Raw genomic sequence first — 15,770 nt, forward strand, 5'->3', positions numbered from 1 at the left:
CATGGCCGTCTATCCTCTCGCCCTGCCGGCGGGCCCGCTGGTGCAGGGCCAGCAGGGCTTCGACCCGCAATATCTGAACTACAGCTCGCCCGAGGCCGGCGGGCGCATCGGCGGTGTGAGCGCCGGCAATCCGCTGTGGATCGGGACGTGGTCGCTGGACCGCGTGGACCTTGAGGACGGGAGCGCGGTGCGTGCCTTCCTCGACCGGCAGCGTGACGGGCAGCGCACCTTCCTCGGCCGCGACCTGCTGAGGCCCTTTCCGCTCGCCTATGCGCGCGGCTTCGCCGGCATGGTGCGGGCCGGCGGCGGCGCATTCAGCGGCGCGGCGACGAACTGGACGCAGGCGATCAGCAGCGAGGGGGACGCCACCCTGACCATCTACGGGCTGCCGGCCGGCTTCGCGCTCGCCGTGGGCGACTACATCGGGTTCAAATGGGATGCTGCAGGGGCGCCCGCCGGGAGCTTCACGCGACGCACCCTCGCGCGCGCGGTCGTGGCCGCCACGGCCAATGGCGCCGGCACCATCTCCGTCCTGGCCGAGCCGCCGCTGCCGACGCTCACGGTCGTGCCGGCGATCGCCGTCGCCCATTTCGACGAACCGGCCTGTGTCATGAAGCTGGTGCCCGGCGAGAGCAAGGCGGGTGTCACCGGGCGGGGGCTCGCGCAGTCCGGCCTCTCGATCACGGCCATTCAGGAGCTGCGCGAGTGAAGAGCTTCTCGACCGCCGAGAAGGCCGCGATGGAGGCAGGCACGGCGAAGGTGGGCGGCGCCGTGCAGATCCTGTGCGACGATCCGGTGCGCGTGTGGAGCGGCGAAGGCACGCTTCCGATCGCGGGCGATGGCTACACGGGCATCGGCGCGCGCGGCATGGCGCAGGTGACCGGCGGGGCGATCGGCTCGGCCGCGCAGGGCATCACGCTCAGCCTCTCCGGCATCGAGCCGGCCGCCATCGCCCTGCTGGATGCGCCCGGCCTCAAGAATGCGCCCGTCACCATCTGGCGACTGATCTTCGATGGCACTGGCACTCAGTTCCTGGGCGCGCATGTCTTCCGGCGTGGCCGGGTCGACACGGTCGCAAGCAACGAGGTGGTCGGCGGGGAAGCGGCCATCCACGTCGCGGTCGAGGGCAGTGCGCGGGGGCTCAGCCGGCGCGGCGGCCGGATGCGGACCGACGCCGACCAGCGGCTGATCGATTCGACGGACGGCGGTTTCCGCCGCGTGAGCTACGCCGGCAAGAAGATGCTCTACTGGGCCGGCCGGAAGCCTGCGATGGCATCCTCCGCGCTGCCAAGCGGTGGCGGCGCCTCGAACCGCATCAACGAGCCCCGGACGCAGGAGCGGTGATGCGCGACATCGACGCCCTGCTCGCCGAGATCGCGCGCCGCGACCCGCTGCCCTTCGACTGGGGCGGCAACGATTGCGTGCGCTATGTCGCGGCCTGCGTCCGGGCGCAGACCGGCATCGATCCGCTGGCGGGGCTGGACTGGACAGACGAGGCGACCGCGCGCGCCCTGCTGGCGGCGCTCGGCGGAATGGAAGCGGCAGTGGACAGCCGCCTGCGGCGGATCGCGCCGGCCTTCGCCATGCGCGGCGATGTCGCCGGGGTTGCCGATCCTGATCTCGGCCTCGCCCTCATGATCGTCGAAGGACAGACGCTGGTCGGCCCCGGTGCGCTCCGCGCCCGACGCCTGCCCCGCGCCGCGATGATCGCGAGCTGGAGCACGATGCCATGAGCCGGGTGGTGGATTTCGTGGTCGGCGCGGCCACGGTGGTGGCCGGCGTGCTGCTGGCACCGGTCAGCCCCCTGATCGGCTCGCAGCTCATCATCGCGGGCGCCGCCATGTTCGCTTCCTCGGCGCTCAATGCGCTGCTCGCGCCGTCGCGCGGCAATGCGGAGCGGCAGGCGGCCGAGACGGCGCTGAACATCGGCGAGGAACCCCGCCGCGCCATCTTCGGCCGGGGCGCGACAGGCGGCAGCCTGGTCGACGCGTTCAACTATGGCGGCGAGCACGGCACGGACTGGGAAGTCCTGGTCATCGCGCTCGCCGATCATCGCTGCGACGCGATCGAGGGCTTCTGGGTCAACGATCAGTATGTCACCTACACCGGCGACGGGTTCGTACCCGGGTTCAACAACCAGCTGCAGATCTACACGCGGCTCGGCACGGTCGGCCAGACGGTGCCGGAGCTGCTGATCAGCCAGGGCGGATGGTCACCCAGCGATCGTCAGCGGGGCGTCACCCATGTGACCGTGGCCTACAAGGCGGACGCGGCCGACGCGAAGAACCCCATCTGGACCGCCGGCCGGCCGACCTTCCTTTGGGTCGTGCGTGGCCTGCGCTGCTACGATCCCCGCCACGACAGCAGCGTGCCGGGCGGTGCCGGCGCCCAGCGCCGCAACAACCCGGCAACATGGACTTGGTCCGAGAACGCCGAGATCTGCCGCTACAATTTCGACATCGGCATCTATGCGGAGGATCGGGTCGACGATCCCGACATGCTGCTCATCGGCCGGGGACTCTCCGCGATCGAAGCGCCGCCCGAGATGATCTTCGCGGCGGCGAACCTGTGCGACGAGCCCGTCGCGCTGGCCGCAGGCGGCACAGAGCCGCGTTACCGGGTCGGCGGCACGATCTATGCGAACGAGGAGTTCGACGACGTCGAGAAGGCCTTCGCGGCGGCCATGGGCGGCATCCTGGTGCAGCCGGAGGGCACGATCGGCGTGGAGCCCGGGCATGCCAAGGCCCCGGTAGCCTGGTTCACGGACGATGACCTCGTGCGGGGCACGTCCGCCTCCTATTCGGACGAGCGGTCCGACGCGGACGAGGACTGGGTCAACACCGTAATACCGCGCTACATCGAGCCGACGCAGCGCTGGAGCGAGCATGGCGCGCCGATCCGCCGCAACACGGCCGATGTCATCGCGGACGGCGGGCCGCGCGAAGCCCCCCTGACACTGCGGCTCGTCACGTCCAACACACAGGCCCAGCGTATCGGGGAAATCCGGCGGCGGCTTGGCCGTCTGGCCGGGACCGGGGGCGTGACGCTCGGGCCCCGTTTCGCCGAGATCGAGGAAGGCGACATCGTCGTGTGGACCTCCGCCCGCCGCACAGCCGGCGTGCCGGTGGCCTTCCGCGTCGACTCCTACAGGCTGGACGAGAAGTGGCAGAACACGCTGGCGCTGCGGCGCGTCGCCAGCTCGGTCTACAGCTGGACCACGGCCGACGAGATCGCCCCGGGCGCGACGGCCGAGGCGAACACCCCGCCAGCGGTTTATGGGCAACCGCCGGCCGGCGACTGGAGCGCGGTCGGCGGAACGGTGGAAGGCGCAGTCGCCGCCGTGCCGGCCATCACCTTCAGCGGCGGCGCCAGCGATCCACACGCCATCGGCATCCTGTTCGAGTTCCGCAAGGATGGGGACACGGCCTGGACGCCGATGCCGGTGGTGGCGCCGGGCTCCACGCGGCAGATCGTCACGGCCGTCCAGGCCGGCACGGCATATCAGCCGGCGGTCACTTATTTCTACGACAACGGGCGCGGCGAACGGCGCGTGCTCGCGACCGTCACAACCGGCGACTTCACGGGAGTAGAAGGGCCTCCAGGCGCCTCGGTCGCCGAGCTGACGATCTACCGCGCGAGCGCATCGGCGCCCGCCACACCAACGGGGGGCTCGTTCGACGTCGCGACGCGGACGCTCACGCCGCCCTCGGGCTGGTCGCTCACAATGCCGACCAGCGGCACGCGCTGGAGCGCCAGCGGCTATGCGGCCTGGTCCGGCACGAGCGGGACGGTGACGCCGACATGGTTCGGCGTGGGCGGCGGCATCTCGAACGGCACCGATGGGGACGATGGCGCCGATGGGCAGGCGACGGACGTCATCTTCCGGCGCGCCGCCACGCAACCGGCGACCCCGCCGGACAGCAGCGGCGTGCCTCCCGGATGGTATGCCACGACCGGTGAGGTGCCCGCGTCGGCCGATCCGATGTGGGCAAGCTTTCGCACCCGCGCGACCAGCGCCTCCGCGTGGGTCCATCAGGCGCCGCGCCGGGTGGAGGGCCTGGACGCGATCAACAACGTCAACCGCATGCGCAACACGCTCTTTGAGCGCGGCGTGCAGGGATGGGAGATGTTGACGGTGGCGGGGGTCACGATCACGGCGCCGCTCGCGCTCGACATCGTGGGCGATGCCCGGACGCTGACATTCACAGCGACCGCGACGGCATCCGGGCAGCAGGCCGGGATTGACACGCCGGCCGCTTATCGGGTGCCGGTGAGTCCGGGTGAGCGACTGAGCGTGCAGGCGCTGTGTCGTTCGTCCGGCGTCGTGGACAGCAACCTTCTGCGCGTCCAGTTCTACGACGCCGCCGGCGCCCAACTGGCGGGCACGGGGATCAATGTTCAGTTCCTTGCAGGCGCGCAGGCGTCGTTCGCCCTGATGAGCGGTTTCGTTACGGTCCCCGTGGGGGCATCAACGATGTTGGTCGGGTTGCGGACCTTTTCATCGGGTGCTGGATCGTTCTCCGGGCGCCTGTGCAAGCCGATGGTGGCAAGTGCGACGGCCGGTCAGACGACGCACCCGCCGTTTACGCCGGGGCACGCCGAGGGCGCTGACGGCGATCCCGGCGCCTCGGTCGCCGAGCTGACGATCTACCGAGCCAGCGCCTCGGCGCCGGCCACACCCACCGGGGGCTCGTTCGACGTCGCGACGCGCGTCCTGACGCCGCCCTCGGGCTGGTCGCTCACAATGCCGACCAGCGGCACGCGCTGGAGCGCCAGCGGCTATGCGGCCTGGTCCGGTACAAGCGGGACTGTCACGCCGACATGGCTTGGTGTCGGCGGCGGCATCTCGAACGGCACCGATGGGGACGATGGCGCCGATGGGCAGGCGACGGACGTCATCTTCCGGACCTCGGCCACACAACCCGCCACGCCGCCGGACAGCAGCGGCGTTCCGCCGGGCTGGTATGGCACGACCGGCGAAGTGCCTGCCTCAGTAGATCCGATGTGGGCGAGCTTCCGCACCCGTGCCACCAGCACCTCTGCCTGGGTGCATCAGGCACCGCGACGTGTCGATGGCCGGGACGCGATCAACAACGTCAATCGCATGCGCAACACCCTGTTCGAGCGCGGCGTTCAGGGGTGGGAGATGTTCGCCGCCGGGGGCGTGACGATCACATCCCCCTTTGCGCTCGATATCGTGGGCGATGCCCGGACGCTGACCTTCACGGGCACAGCCAGCGCCGCCGCCGAGCAGCAGGTCGCGATCTACACGCCGTCTGCTTATCATGTGCCGGTCACGCCCGGCGAGCGGCTGAGCGTGCAGGCTCTTTGCCGATCGACCGGCGTGGTCGGCAGCAACGTCCTGCGCGTGCAATTCTTCGATGCTGCCGGAGCCGAGCTGGCGGGGACGGGCACCAATATCCAGAGCCTTTCCGGCGCGCAGGCATCATTCGCGCTGCTGAGCGGCTTCGTGACTGTGCCGGCCGGAGCGTCGACCATGCGGGTCGTGCTGTGGACGATAGCCTCGGGCGCGGGATCATTCTCGGGGCGGCTGTGCAAGCCGATGGTGGCGAGCGCGACCGCCAATCAGACAGCGCATCCGCCGTTCACGCCCGGGCAGGCGGACGGCGCGGATGGCGCGAACGCCAAGGCGGTGCGGCTGACGGCGAGCGCGCTGGGGTTCATCGTCGCGTCGGACGGGACGAACACGCCGGCCTCGATCACGCTGACCGCCGAGGGACAGGCCGTGAGTGGATCGCCGGTGTTCAATGTGGTGACGGGCGCCGCGACGCTGACCGGCACGGGCACGAGCCGGGATCTGACCTATGCCAATATGAGCAGCGACGTGGTCACGGTGCAGGTCCTATGGGACGGGGCACCCGACACGGTCACGCTCTACAAGCTGCGGGAAGGGAGCAACAGCCTCACCCGCATCGTCCCGAACGAAGCGCATGCCCTCCCTGCGGACAGCGCCGGCAATGTGACCGACTATGCCGGGTCCGGCACCACGATCCAGATATTCGAGGGCGTGCTGCCGCTGACCTTCCATACGTCCCTTGCGCCCGGGCGGTTCACGGTCGGCGGGCCGGTGGTGAGCCCGGGGGGCGCGATCACGGTCGGCGGGCGCTCGGGCAGCGGCACCAATGTCTGCACGGTCGCCAACCACAGCGGCGCCTCGGCGGCGGCCGGCGCGATCATCATCACCTATCCGATCACGGTGCAGCGCGCGAACGGCGCGATCGTCAGCCTCAGCGTCACGCAGAGCCTGACGAAGCCTCGGGATGGCGCCCCCGGTGCCCCCGGCGCGCCCGGCGACCCCGGCGACCCGGGCATCTCCGCGCTCTCGGTCTCGGGATCGCCTTCAACCGTGCCGGTGCCGGCCTATTTCAACGGGACACCGAAGGCTGCGCCGGGATCGTCCCAACTCAAGGTGTTCCAGTCGACGATCGATGTCACTGCAGTGGCATCATACGGCACCCCAAGCAGCAGCGGCGTGACCGGCGCGAGTGTCAGCAGCAGCGGACTGGTGAGCATAACCGGGATGACCGATGCAACCGGGCAAGTGACGGTGCCCATCTCCTATGGCGGCGCCACCGCAACGGTTCGGATCGAGTGGGTGAAGGTGCCGGATGGCAACGCCGCTGTCTCGGGTAGCGTGGCGGTGACGTCGCTCGGCAACACGTCGAGCTATGTGACGAGCGCGTCCTTCAACGTCAGCCTCGCGCCGGGGCAAGTCTTCTCGGTCAATTCGTCGGGATCGTTCCAATCGAGCGCTGGCGCCTATCAGCCCCAGCTCAAGCTCGCCTTCCAGAATGTCACGGACGGCGGCGCGGAGACGGATGTACCCGGCTCGGAAGTGAACGGCGGAACGGCGGCCCCCGCCGAACCGGAAGTGTGGAGCACCAGCGGACCGGTCGAGAACACGAACGGCGTGACCAAGGTCTTTTCGATCCGGCTCAAGAGTCGGCGGATATCGGCCGCGGGCAACTCCGCAGCGGTCTCCGGCACCATGGGAGGCAGCGGCACATGATCGGCATCTATGATCTTGCGACGGGCGTGCTGGAGTGCGTCGTCACCAGCACGGACGGCTATGACCTGACCGGCAAGGGCACGGCCGAGGCGCCGGAGGATTATGACGGCGCGGCGTGTAATTATCTGTTCGAGGGCGGCGCCTTCATTCCGAACCTCTCGCTGCTGACGCAGCGATTGCTGGCGAAGATCGACCAAGAGGCCGGAGCGGTGCGCGAGCGGTTCATCACGGTCATTCCCGGGCAGGAGACGACCTACAAGGAAAAAGAGGGCCAGGCCCGCGCATGGCTGACTGCCGCCGACCCCGACCCGGAAGACCCTGCTTATGGAATGCTGGCAAGGGAGGCCGAGGAATGCGGCATTTCTATCAGCGAAGTGGCGGCGTCCTCGGTCGCCATGGCGGACTACTGGCGGCCGATCAACGAGCGTATCGAGGCGCGTCGGCGTGGGCGCAAGGAAGCGGTGAAGGCCGCCACGACCGTCGCTGCCAAGGAAGCGGCGGCGATCGTGGACTGGGAAAGCATCCTGCCATGATCGCGCGCACCCTCAACTGGCTGCATGTCATGCTGATCGCGCTCGACCGCCTCGCGCAGACGATCATCTTCGGCCTGCCATACATGCTCGGCCTCGGGCCCAAGCCGATGGCGAAGGACAGCATCAGCGCCGTGGTGGGCCGCAGCGCGATCGCCGGGCGCCGCTGGGCGCTGATCGCCGAGCGCATCATCGACTGGATATTCGAGAGATTGGGCGAGCCGCCCGGCCACTGCCGGCGCGCCGTTGCCCAGGACTGACGAGGAGGATGACATGACGACTTCGATCACGGGTTTTCCCTTCCCGATTGGCCACGCGCTCATCCCGGGCGGCGCGGCCGGTGAGCATGTGGTGCCGGGCCACTTGAAGCCGGGCGACACGCTGCTGCACGTCCGCGACATCACCAATGGCACGCCGCCCAGCGCGGTCGACCGCACCGCCGAGTTTGCCGTCTCGACCACCAAGGCGGGCGTCATCGTCAACACCACCACGAACACGAGCGGCCGGTTTCTGAGCGTGCTCTGGGCTTCCGGCGGGGGGACAGCCGAGGAGGGACCGGCGCTCGATCCGTCGGTCAGTGGCCTCACCCTCGCCAACACGGCGGCCATCCGCGCCGGGTTCGCCGCCGTGCGCGCCGGCACGCGGGACATGCGGATCATCACCGTGGGAGACAGCACGACTGCCACGGGCGGCGTCGTCACCGGGAATTCACGCTACAATTCCTGGCCGGCCCGCATGGCACGGCTGCTGCGCGATGGCGGGCTGGCGACCAGCCACGAAAATCTGGTGGGCTTCAACGGCCAGGGCACGGCCGCCAATATGAACGCCAGCTTCCCCAACTTCACCTTCACGGGGCAGTGCAATCCCGTGGAGGAGTCGCTGGGCGGCAAGATCCTCGGCCAGTCTGCCGCCGGTACGTTCACCTTCACGCCGAGCGAGAATGTGACGGGCTACCGGGTGCTCTACGCCAAATCGACATCGGCAGGCGTCTTCTCCTGGCGCATCAATGGCGGCGCGGCGACGAACGTCGATCGCCAGATTGGCGCCGGCTACGAACTCGGCGAGCTGATCATCGATGCCGACGACGTGCCGGCGCTGGCAACGCCCGGCCTGCACACGATCAGCTTCTCGTGGGTGAGCGGCTATCACGCGGTCATCTCGATCGAGGGCCTGCGGGGCGAGCGTGTCGTCAACGTCTACAATGCCGCGATTTCCTCCAGCAAGGCGGTGGACTGGCCGACGCCGACCGGCCGGCCCTATTACCGACTGGAGCTGCTGCAGGCCGAGCAGGCCGATCTCGTGCTCATCAACCTCGGCATCAACGACTGGCGGGCGGCCAACTGGACATCAGCCTACAATACGGCGCTGCAGTCGCTCATCACGGCGGCGAAAGCCGGTGGCGCGGACGTCATCCTGTTGTGCCCGTGCCCCTCGGCCGAAACGAGCGGGGAGAGTATATCGGCCGTGCGGCAGGGCGCCTACAACGATGCCATCCTGGCCCTCGGGGCGAGCAACAGCGTGCCGGTGGTCAACCTGCGCAGCTTCTATGGCAGTGGTGATGCGGCCGTGAGCGCGGGCTATCTGCTTGCGGACGGCATCCACCAGACGCCGGAAGGCTATGCCGCCACGGCGACGCTAATGGCGGATACGCTGGCCTATATCGAGCAGATGAGCTGAGGCGTGGCCGAAGCCTCAGTCCTCAGGCGTGAACAGCTCGTGATAGGCGCCGCGATCTCGATCGATCATGTGCGTGATCAGCTCGACGACGATGCGGCGCAGCGCCTCGACGTCATCGGCCGCCTGGGCCCGCTCCAGCAGGAGCAGCAGGCGGCGGGCACGATCGACCGATCCGATGGTCTCGACCTCGATCTGCGCCAGCCTCTCCAGCTCCGCGTCCATCACAGCTGCATTCATCATGGCATTGTCTCCCTGATGCCAAACGAGCCCGGAACCTACAGCACAGACGGACACCCCTACAAGCAGGACCTGAGGAGCCTTTCATGACCGACCTGTTCGCTTCCCATCTCGACTCCCCCACCGCGCCTGCACGGCGCGCGTTCACCATCGTGCCAAGCGACAGCGCGCCAATCGACCCCCTGCCCAAGGCGGTGCGCTTCAACGGCGCCGGCACCGTGACGTTCCGAGCGGTCGATTCCACGGCGGACGAGACATGGGACGTTTCGGCCGGCGAGATCGTGGACGTGCGCATGCTCTACATCCGGCAGACCGGCACGGAGATCGTCTCTCCCGGCTCGCACCCCACTGGCATCTCCGGGATCGCCTGATGGGCGGCTTCGGCTTCGGCTATGGCCATGGCGCGGCCGGGCGCATGCGGCGGCGCCGGTTCCTTTTCGGCGGGAACGCGCCGGCCTCCCCCGGGCGGATCGGTGACCTTCTTGCCTCCCCCGGCAACGGGCAGGTGACGCTCACACACAGTGCTCCGTCCGCGAATGGCAGTCCGATCACCGATTATGCATATCGCTACAGGATTGTCGGGGCGCCGGACTGGACCGACCATGCCGACGCCGTCTCGTCTGTCCCTCTGGCCGTGGTCACCGGCCTCGTCAACGATGCCGATCCCTATGAGTTTCAGGCTCGGGCCCGCAACGACCTGGGCGATGGCGATTGGTCCAACGTCGCCGTTGCGACACCGAGCGCCACGGCGCTTTCGAAGCCCGTCGTGGCGCTCGACTTCGATGCCTTCGCGGCCACGATCGAGAACGCCGAGACCGGCGTGAGCTACGAGGCCTTCAGCGTCGCCCCATCAGGCGCCCGGACATTGCTCGGCGTGCCCGCCGCCGGTAACGGTTACACAGTCGCCTGCGCCGGTATCGGCGCGCTGGAGCTGGTGGTCGTGGCGACGCTGGGGGGCGTGACCCGGGAGAGCGACGCCTACATCTTCGATCCTGACAATCTCATCGCCCGATTCGACTTCACGGCGCTCTCCGACCGCGCGCTGAATGGCTATGAGGGCTGGTCCGCCAGCCAGATGACAATCGCCGACGGCATGGTGAAGAAGCTGGCGAATACCGGCACCACGCGCGCCTGGCGCGACCTGGGCGGGCAGCTCGTCGGCGTCAAGGCGCGCATGCGCCGCAACGCGTCGCTGGGGACGCAGGACTCGGCCGACCGCAACTGGCTGGAGTTGATCAGCAACGCAGCCGGCACGCGCTGCCTGCGCCTGCAGCTCTGGCACTCCGCCTTCGACGTGTTCACGGTCGGCTACGCTGGCGGATCGCTTGCAAAGAGCTACACAGGGCAGGCGAACGGGCGTTTCAACGATCGCGATGTCTTCGAGTGGAAGCCGGCGACGACAGCGGACGGCAAACGGTTCTTCCAGCTGTTTCACCAGGGCGTCGCCCAGATCACGTCCGCGATCGACGGCTATACGGACCGGGGCTTCGAGGTCACGGACTTCCTGGCTGGCGCGGCTCCGGCCGACACCCTGTTCTTCGTCCGCGCCACCACCGGCAATCCGGGTGTTGCTTATCCTCACCGGCTGCTCGATCAGATCGAGTTTCGGGACTACAGCAGTGCCGTGTTCAGCGTCGGCTCCACGAGCTATGGCTGGCCGACGATCCATGAGGAAGCGCTCTTCAATGCCCGGCTCGAATATCTGGGCGCGATCGCCGAGGTCGAAGTGTGCTTCCGCACCGCCGATGGCCGCAGGATCAGCGCCTGGGAGACATTCGCTACAGGCGGCGACGGGACGGCCAGCATCGCGCACCACTTTCCAGAGGCCGCCTACAACACCCCAGATGTCTATCTGGTCGGACGGGACAAAGCGGATCCGGACAAGTTCTTCATCCATGCGATCGGGACCCTGCGCGCCTTCCCGCTTATGCCGACCCTCAGTGACATCCAGTGGGGTGTGAACCCCACCGCCATGGCCTCGTGGGACACCGGGCCGGGCGCTCTGCAGGACCCGGGCCTCGTCTATGGGCTGCAGCTCATAGACAGCGCGAATACCAGTATATCGGGGCAGGTGCCGATGCTGGCGAACGGTCGACCCTCCGGCATGCTGCCGGATGGTGCTGGCGGCTTCATGCTCAAATATTACGAGAGTGGCGCGCGGCGCGAGGCGCAGGACGGGCTGGGCCAGTATACGCTGGATCCGATTCATGATCCCGCCCGCTGGATCGTCGACATACCGTCGCACGGCGGCGCGATCGCGAACCCGCAGATCATCAGCGGCGGGCGCCTACGCTTCGACGTAATCAGCTATGGCGTGCCATCTCTCACCGTCCGTTTCCGGCCGGTGAGCGGGACATCCGAGCCGGAGCCCGATGGCGTGGGCTTCAGCGGCTATCTCACGACGCCGGCAGCGGGCTTTCCTCCGGTCGATCCTTCAAAGCTGCTACGCCCGTCCATGGTGCTGGGCTGGGGCCGGGCAGACAGCAACTGCCGGGTCAGCCGCTTCATGCAGTGGCACAACAGCATCGGCCTGCCGACGCCAAGCATCGTCTATCCGTTCACGCGCGAGACGGCCGCGGCGCTGCCCATCCAGCAGATGCTGAGGGCCGTGATCGAACTCGACCACGTCATGTGGCTCTCCATGCGTCACCAGCGCTCCCTGGAATACTGGTATCGCTATGCGATCGAGACGGCGCGGATCGTGAAGGCCACCACGGGGTATGCGCGCGACCTCCTCATCGAGATCGGCAACGAGCGCACCAACTCGGTGCCGGACTATATCCCCGGGAATGCCGAGCTGTTCCTGATAGCAGCCGAGGGCGGTTTCATCACCGGCGTGGAGCGCGGCAACATGCTCAACGAGTATCGGGTGGACTATATCCGGCCGAGGACGGGGCAGGCGGACGTGCAGGCAGGCAAGACGGTGCCGTTCGGCCAGCGCCTCGTCGGCGGCATGTCCGGCTACAACAACATGATGGTGGAGTGCATCAAGGAGGGGGGCGCGACCACGGGCGATCTCCTCCCACCGGCCGGCTCCGCGCGCGGGGACTATGGCGCGTGGCGGGTGCTCGCCACCACGGCCGAGCTTGAATCGGCGCGCGATCACTGCGCGGCATGGCTGATCGGTGAGCTGCGTGACATCATGAACACGGGCATCGTTCCCGCCCGGCCGGACCTGTCCGATCCCAGCGTGGCGCTGGAGGGCCGGGCCAGGTCGATTCACACGGTGCTGCCGGCCCAGAACCCGAGCACGCTGGGCACCTATCTCTGCGCGGGCGGGGCTGGCACCGAACATGGGCGGCGGATCGACTATCTGGGGACGACGTTCTACCTCAATATCGACGGCTTCAAGAACTACTACGGCGCGGCCAACATGGCGGCGGCGGTGACAGCGGATCCGGGCCGGCGCGGCCGACGCCTATTTCAGCGCCATGGTCGGGGCTTCGACCAGCAAGATTGCTCAGCAACGCACGCTGGCTCTGACCGTCGCGCAGATGATGCTGGCTGCTGGTGTTCCGCTCAGTGAGCAACCCGTCTGGGTCGGCTATGAGGGCGGGCTCCATAACAACTGGCTCGACCTGCCGGCCGGCACCGAGCGGAATGCCATCGCCAGCTGGTTCGTGAACCATGTGCTCAAGGACGATCGCATGCGGACGCGGATGAAGGAGCACTACCAGCGGGTCATCGAGGCGGGCCTGTGTCGCATCCCATGTGTCTTCACGCAGGTGCAGGCGCTTAGCACCACAAGCGGCACCAACAGCGTCGAGTATTTTGGCATCGAGCGCGAGCGCCTCGGCGCCTGGATGGACGAGACCATCGGCCCGGCTGAGAAGTCATATTGGGCGGTTCGGGAAACGATGCTGGAAATGGTCGAGTGAGAGGCGTCTCAGAGGGCTCTTAGAGGCGCCTGAGGAGGCATGGAGTCGCGGACAAGTGCTCTAGAAACTCTTGTCAAAGACTCCAAAAGCTCGCGCCGCGCTACACCGCCACCGCCGTTTTTTTCGCTTGTGCAGCACGAGCAGTTCGTTACGTTATATCATGATGAAAAAGACATCTCTCCCCGCGCGCGCCATGCGCTCCGTCGCCCTTTCCGCTCTCCTCATGGGCGTGTCAGCCCTGCCCGCGCAGGCGCAGGATCGCGCCACGCAGCCGCCGGACACCGGCGCCGGCCATGGGCATGACGCGGATCATCCCGAGGACATCGTCATCACGGCGATCATCCCCCGGGCCCATATCGATGTTCTGGGCGGCACCTCGGTGCTGCGCGGCGAGGAGCTGGTGCGGGATCTGCGGCCCAGCCTCGGCGAGACGCTGGCCCGCCAGCCGGGCGTGAGCGCGACATCCTTCGGCCCCGGCGCCTCCCGCCCCATCCTGCGCGGCTTCTCGGGCGACCGCATCCGGCTGCTGACCGACGGGATCGGCAGCTTCGATGCCTCCGCGACGTCCGTGGACCATGCAGTGGCCATCAATCCGCTGCTCGCCGAGCGAATCGAAGTGATGCACGGCCCGGCCGCGCTGCTCTATGGCGCATCGGCGGTGGGCGGCGTGGTGAACGTGATCGACGGGCGGCTGCCCAGCCGGCTGCCGAGCGACGGCTTCGACCTGGCGCTGCAGGGCAATTACGGCTCGGCCGCCGAGGAACGCTCGGTGGCGGGCAAGGCCGACATCGTGCTGACGGGCGGCCTCGTCTTCCATGCCGACGGCAGCTGGATGAAAACCGGCGACCTGCGCACTGGCGGCCACATCCTGGGCCCCGTGCAGCGCGCCGAGGCGCGGGAAAGCGACGAGGCGGAGATCAACGAACTCGCGGGCCTTTCCGGCCGCCTGCCCAATTCCGCCATCGAGGCCTGGAGCTACACCGGCGGGCTCAATTATATCGGCAGCGACGGCGGATCGATCGGCTTCTCGCTCGGGCGCTCACATGCCACTTACGGCATCCCCATCCGCTACATCACGCATGAAGAGGAGCATGATCATGACCATGATCATGACGATGACGATCACGACCATGAAGACGAGCATGGCCACGAGCATGGCGCGGAAGCCGTGCGCATCGCCATGTACCAGACCCGGGCGGATCTGCGCGCGGTCGTGCCGGTCGGCGGCGGCTTCCTCGACCAGATCCGGCTGCGCGCCGGCTGGGCGGACTATGAACATGCCGAAGTCGAGGAAGAAGGCGACGTGCATGCGCGCTTCTTCGTCGAAGGGCTCGAATCGCGACTCGAGCTCGTCCAGAGCCGGCGCGGGGGATGGGACGGCGCCATCGGTGCCCAGCTTCTGCTGCGCAAGAGCCGGATCGAAGGCGAGGACAAGTTCCTCCCGGCAATCGACAGCAGCACATTCGGCCTCTTCACGCTGCAATCGCTCGACATGGGCCCGCTGCGGCTGGAAGCGGGCGGGCGGTTCGAGCATGTCGAGATCGACGGCGCGGAGGACCTCGACATCGGCTCGGCTGCCCTCACCCGCAAGTTCGACACCTTCTCCGGCTCGCTCGGCGCGAGCTACGCAATCGTGCCGGACTGGCGCGTGGGCGTGAACCTCTCGCGCGTGGAGCGCGCACCGAGCGCCGAGGAGCTGTTCGCTCGCGGCATCCACCACGGAAGCCAGTCCTTCGAGCTGGGCGACCCCGATTTCAGCTCGGAGCGCGGCTGGGGCATCGAGGGAACGCTGCATGGCCGCGGGACCAATTTCCACGTGACTGCCTCGGCCTATTACAATCATTTCGACCGCTTCATTTATGACGACCTCGTCGATGACGAGGTCTGCCTCGCCGCGGTCGGGGGCGACGAGCTGGAATTCCCCTGCCTCGCCTACCAGCAGGACAAGGCCAAATATTATGGCGCGGAAATCTCCGCCGACTGGACCGTCGCGCAGCTCGGCAGCACGGCGGTCAAGCTCGATGGCCTGATGGACGTGACACGGGCCTCGCTCGAGGGCGGCCGGCCCGTGCCGCGCATCCCGCCCCTGCGCCTGCTGGGCGGCGTCGAACTCACCAATCCGGCATGGACGGCCCGCGTGGAAGCGGAGCATTCCTTCAAGCAGGACCGGGTGAGCGAGCGCGAGACGCCCACCGCCGCCTTCACGCTCGTCAACGCCTCCCTGGGATGGCGGCCGGCGCCCTTTGCCGACCGCGTCTCCCTGACCCTGAGCGCGAACAACATCTTCGACGTGAATGCCCGCCGGCACGCCAGCCTGCTCAAGGACTATGCGCCGCTCGCCGGCCGCGACGTGCGCATCAGCCTCGCCGTCAAGCTCTGAGAGCGAAAGGCCCCGCTCCCTCCTGCACGGAGAGAACG

General features: G+C 68.1%; 12 protein-coding genes. 11 read left to right on the forward strand and 1 reads right to left on the reverse strand.

Annotated features, from left to right (window positions below; all coding sequences use genetic code 11):
- Nucleotide 1 precedes the first annotated feature (1 nt).
- Genes HNP60_RS16780 through HNP60_RS16810 form a run of 7 tightly spaced genes read left to right on the forward strand, consistent with a single transcriptional unit; the run spans nt 2 to nt 9,237 of the window.
- Nucleotides 2–709, forward strand: coding sequence for a hypothetical protein (locus HNP60_RS16780; RefSeq protein WP_184155975.1), 708 nt, complete (start codon nt 2–4; stop codon nt 707–709).
- The gene (locus tag HNP60_RS16785; protein WP_184155978.1) at nt 706–1,344 is read left to right on the forward strand and encodes a hypothetical protein; all 639 of its coding nucleotides are present in this window, start codon (nt 706–708) and stop codon (nt 1,342–1,344) included. Before HNP60_RS16780 ends, HNP60_RS16785 begins: the two co-directional genes overlap by 4 nt.
- Nucleotides 1,344–1,733 (forward strand): DUF6950 family protein, encoded by a 390-nt coding sequence (locus HNP60_RS16790; RefSeq protein ID WP_184155980.1) that lies wholly within the window; start codon nt 1,344–1,346, stop codon nt 1,731–1,733. The genes HNP60_RS16785 and HNP60_RS16790 overlap by 1 nt, the downstream gene beginning before the upstream one ends.
- Nucleotides 1,730–7,030: a phage tail protein gene (locus HNP60_RS16795; protein ID WP_184155981.1), complete on the forward strand. Its 5,301-nt coding sequence runs from the start codon at nt 1,730–1,732 to the stop codon at nt 7,028–7,030. Before HNP60_RS16790 ends, HNP60_RS16795 begins: the two co-directional genes overlap by 4 nt.
- Nucleotides 7,027–7,563, forward strand: a complete 537-nt coding sequence (locus HNP60_RS16800) for a hypothetical protein (RefSeq protein ID WP_184155982.1) — start codon at nt 7,027–7,029, stop codon at nt 7,561–7,563. Before HNP60_RS16795 ends, HNP60_RS16800 begins: the two co-directional genes overlap by 4 nt.
- Complete coding sequence (locus HNP60_RS16805) at nt 7,560–7,820, forward strand: hypothetical protein (protein WP_184155983.1); 261 nt, start codon at nt 7,560–7,562, stop codon at nt 7,818–7,820. Before HNP60_RS16800 ends, HNP60_RS16805 begins: the two co-directional genes overlap by 4 nt.
- Before the next feature lie 13 nt (nt 7,821–7,833).
- Entirely contained in the window at nt 7,834–9,237 is a 1,404-nt protein-coding gene (locus HNP60_RS16810) for an SGNH/GDSL hydrolase family protein (RefSeq protein ID WP_260394958.1), read from the forward strand.
- 15 nt (nt 9,238–9,252) lie between these two features.
- Here the strand turns inward: HNP60_RS16810 and HNP60_RS16815 are convergent, their stop codons facing one another.
- Nucleotides 9,253–9,477 (reverse strand): hypothetical protein, encoded by a 225-nt coding sequence (locus HNP60_RS16815; RefSeq protein WP_184155984.1) that lies wholly within the window; start codon nt 9,475–9,477, stop codon nt 9,253–9,255.
- A gap of 83 nt (nt 9,478–9,560) precedes the next feature.
- Between HNP60_RS16815 and HNP60_RS16820 the strand changes: the two genes are divergently transcribed.
- The 4 genes from HNP60_RS16820 to HNP60_RS16835 all read left to right on the forward strand — a co-directional run bounded on the left by HNP60_RS16820 (nt 9,561) and on the right by HNP60_RS16835 (nt 15,732).
- A complete protein-coding gene (locus tag HNP60_RS16820) occupies nt 9,561–9,845 on the forward strand; it encodes a spike base protein, RCAP_Rcc01079 family (RefSeq protein ID WP_184155985.1) in 285 nt (94 codons plus the stop codon).
- Nucleotides 9,845–13,000 carry a fibronectin type III domain-containing protein gene (locus HNP60_RS16825; protein ID WP_184155986.1) on the forward strand — a complete coding sequence of 1,052 codons (3,156 nt, stop codon included), beginning with the start codon at nt 9,845–9,847 and terminating at the stop codon, nt 12,998–13,000. Before HNP60_RS16820 ends, HNP60_RS16825 begins: the two co-directional genes overlap by 1 nt.
- Nucleotides 12,969–13,352, forward strand: a complete 384-nt coding sequence (locus tag HNP60_RS16830; protein ID WP_184155987.1) for a hypothetical protein — start codon at nt 12,969–12,971, stop codon at nt 13,350–13,352. The genes HNP60_RS16825 and HNP60_RS16830 overlap by 32 nt, the downstream gene beginning before the upstream one ends.
- A 160-nt stretch (nt 13,353–13,512) precedes the next feature.
- Nucleotides 13,513–15,732: a TonB-dependent receptor gene (locus HNP60_RS16835; RefSeq protein ID WP_184155988.1), complete on the forward strand. Its 2,220-nt coding sequence runs from the start codon at nt 13,513–13,515 to the stop codon at nt 15,730–15,732.
- The last annotated feature ends 38 nt before the right edge of the window (nt 15,733–15,770 follow it).

Source organism: Sphingobium lignivorans (genome assembly GCF_014203955.1).
GTDB classification, from domain to species: Bacteria; Pseudomonadota; Alphaproteobacteria; order Sphingomonadales; family Sphingomonadaceae; genus Sphingobium; species Sphingobium lignivorans.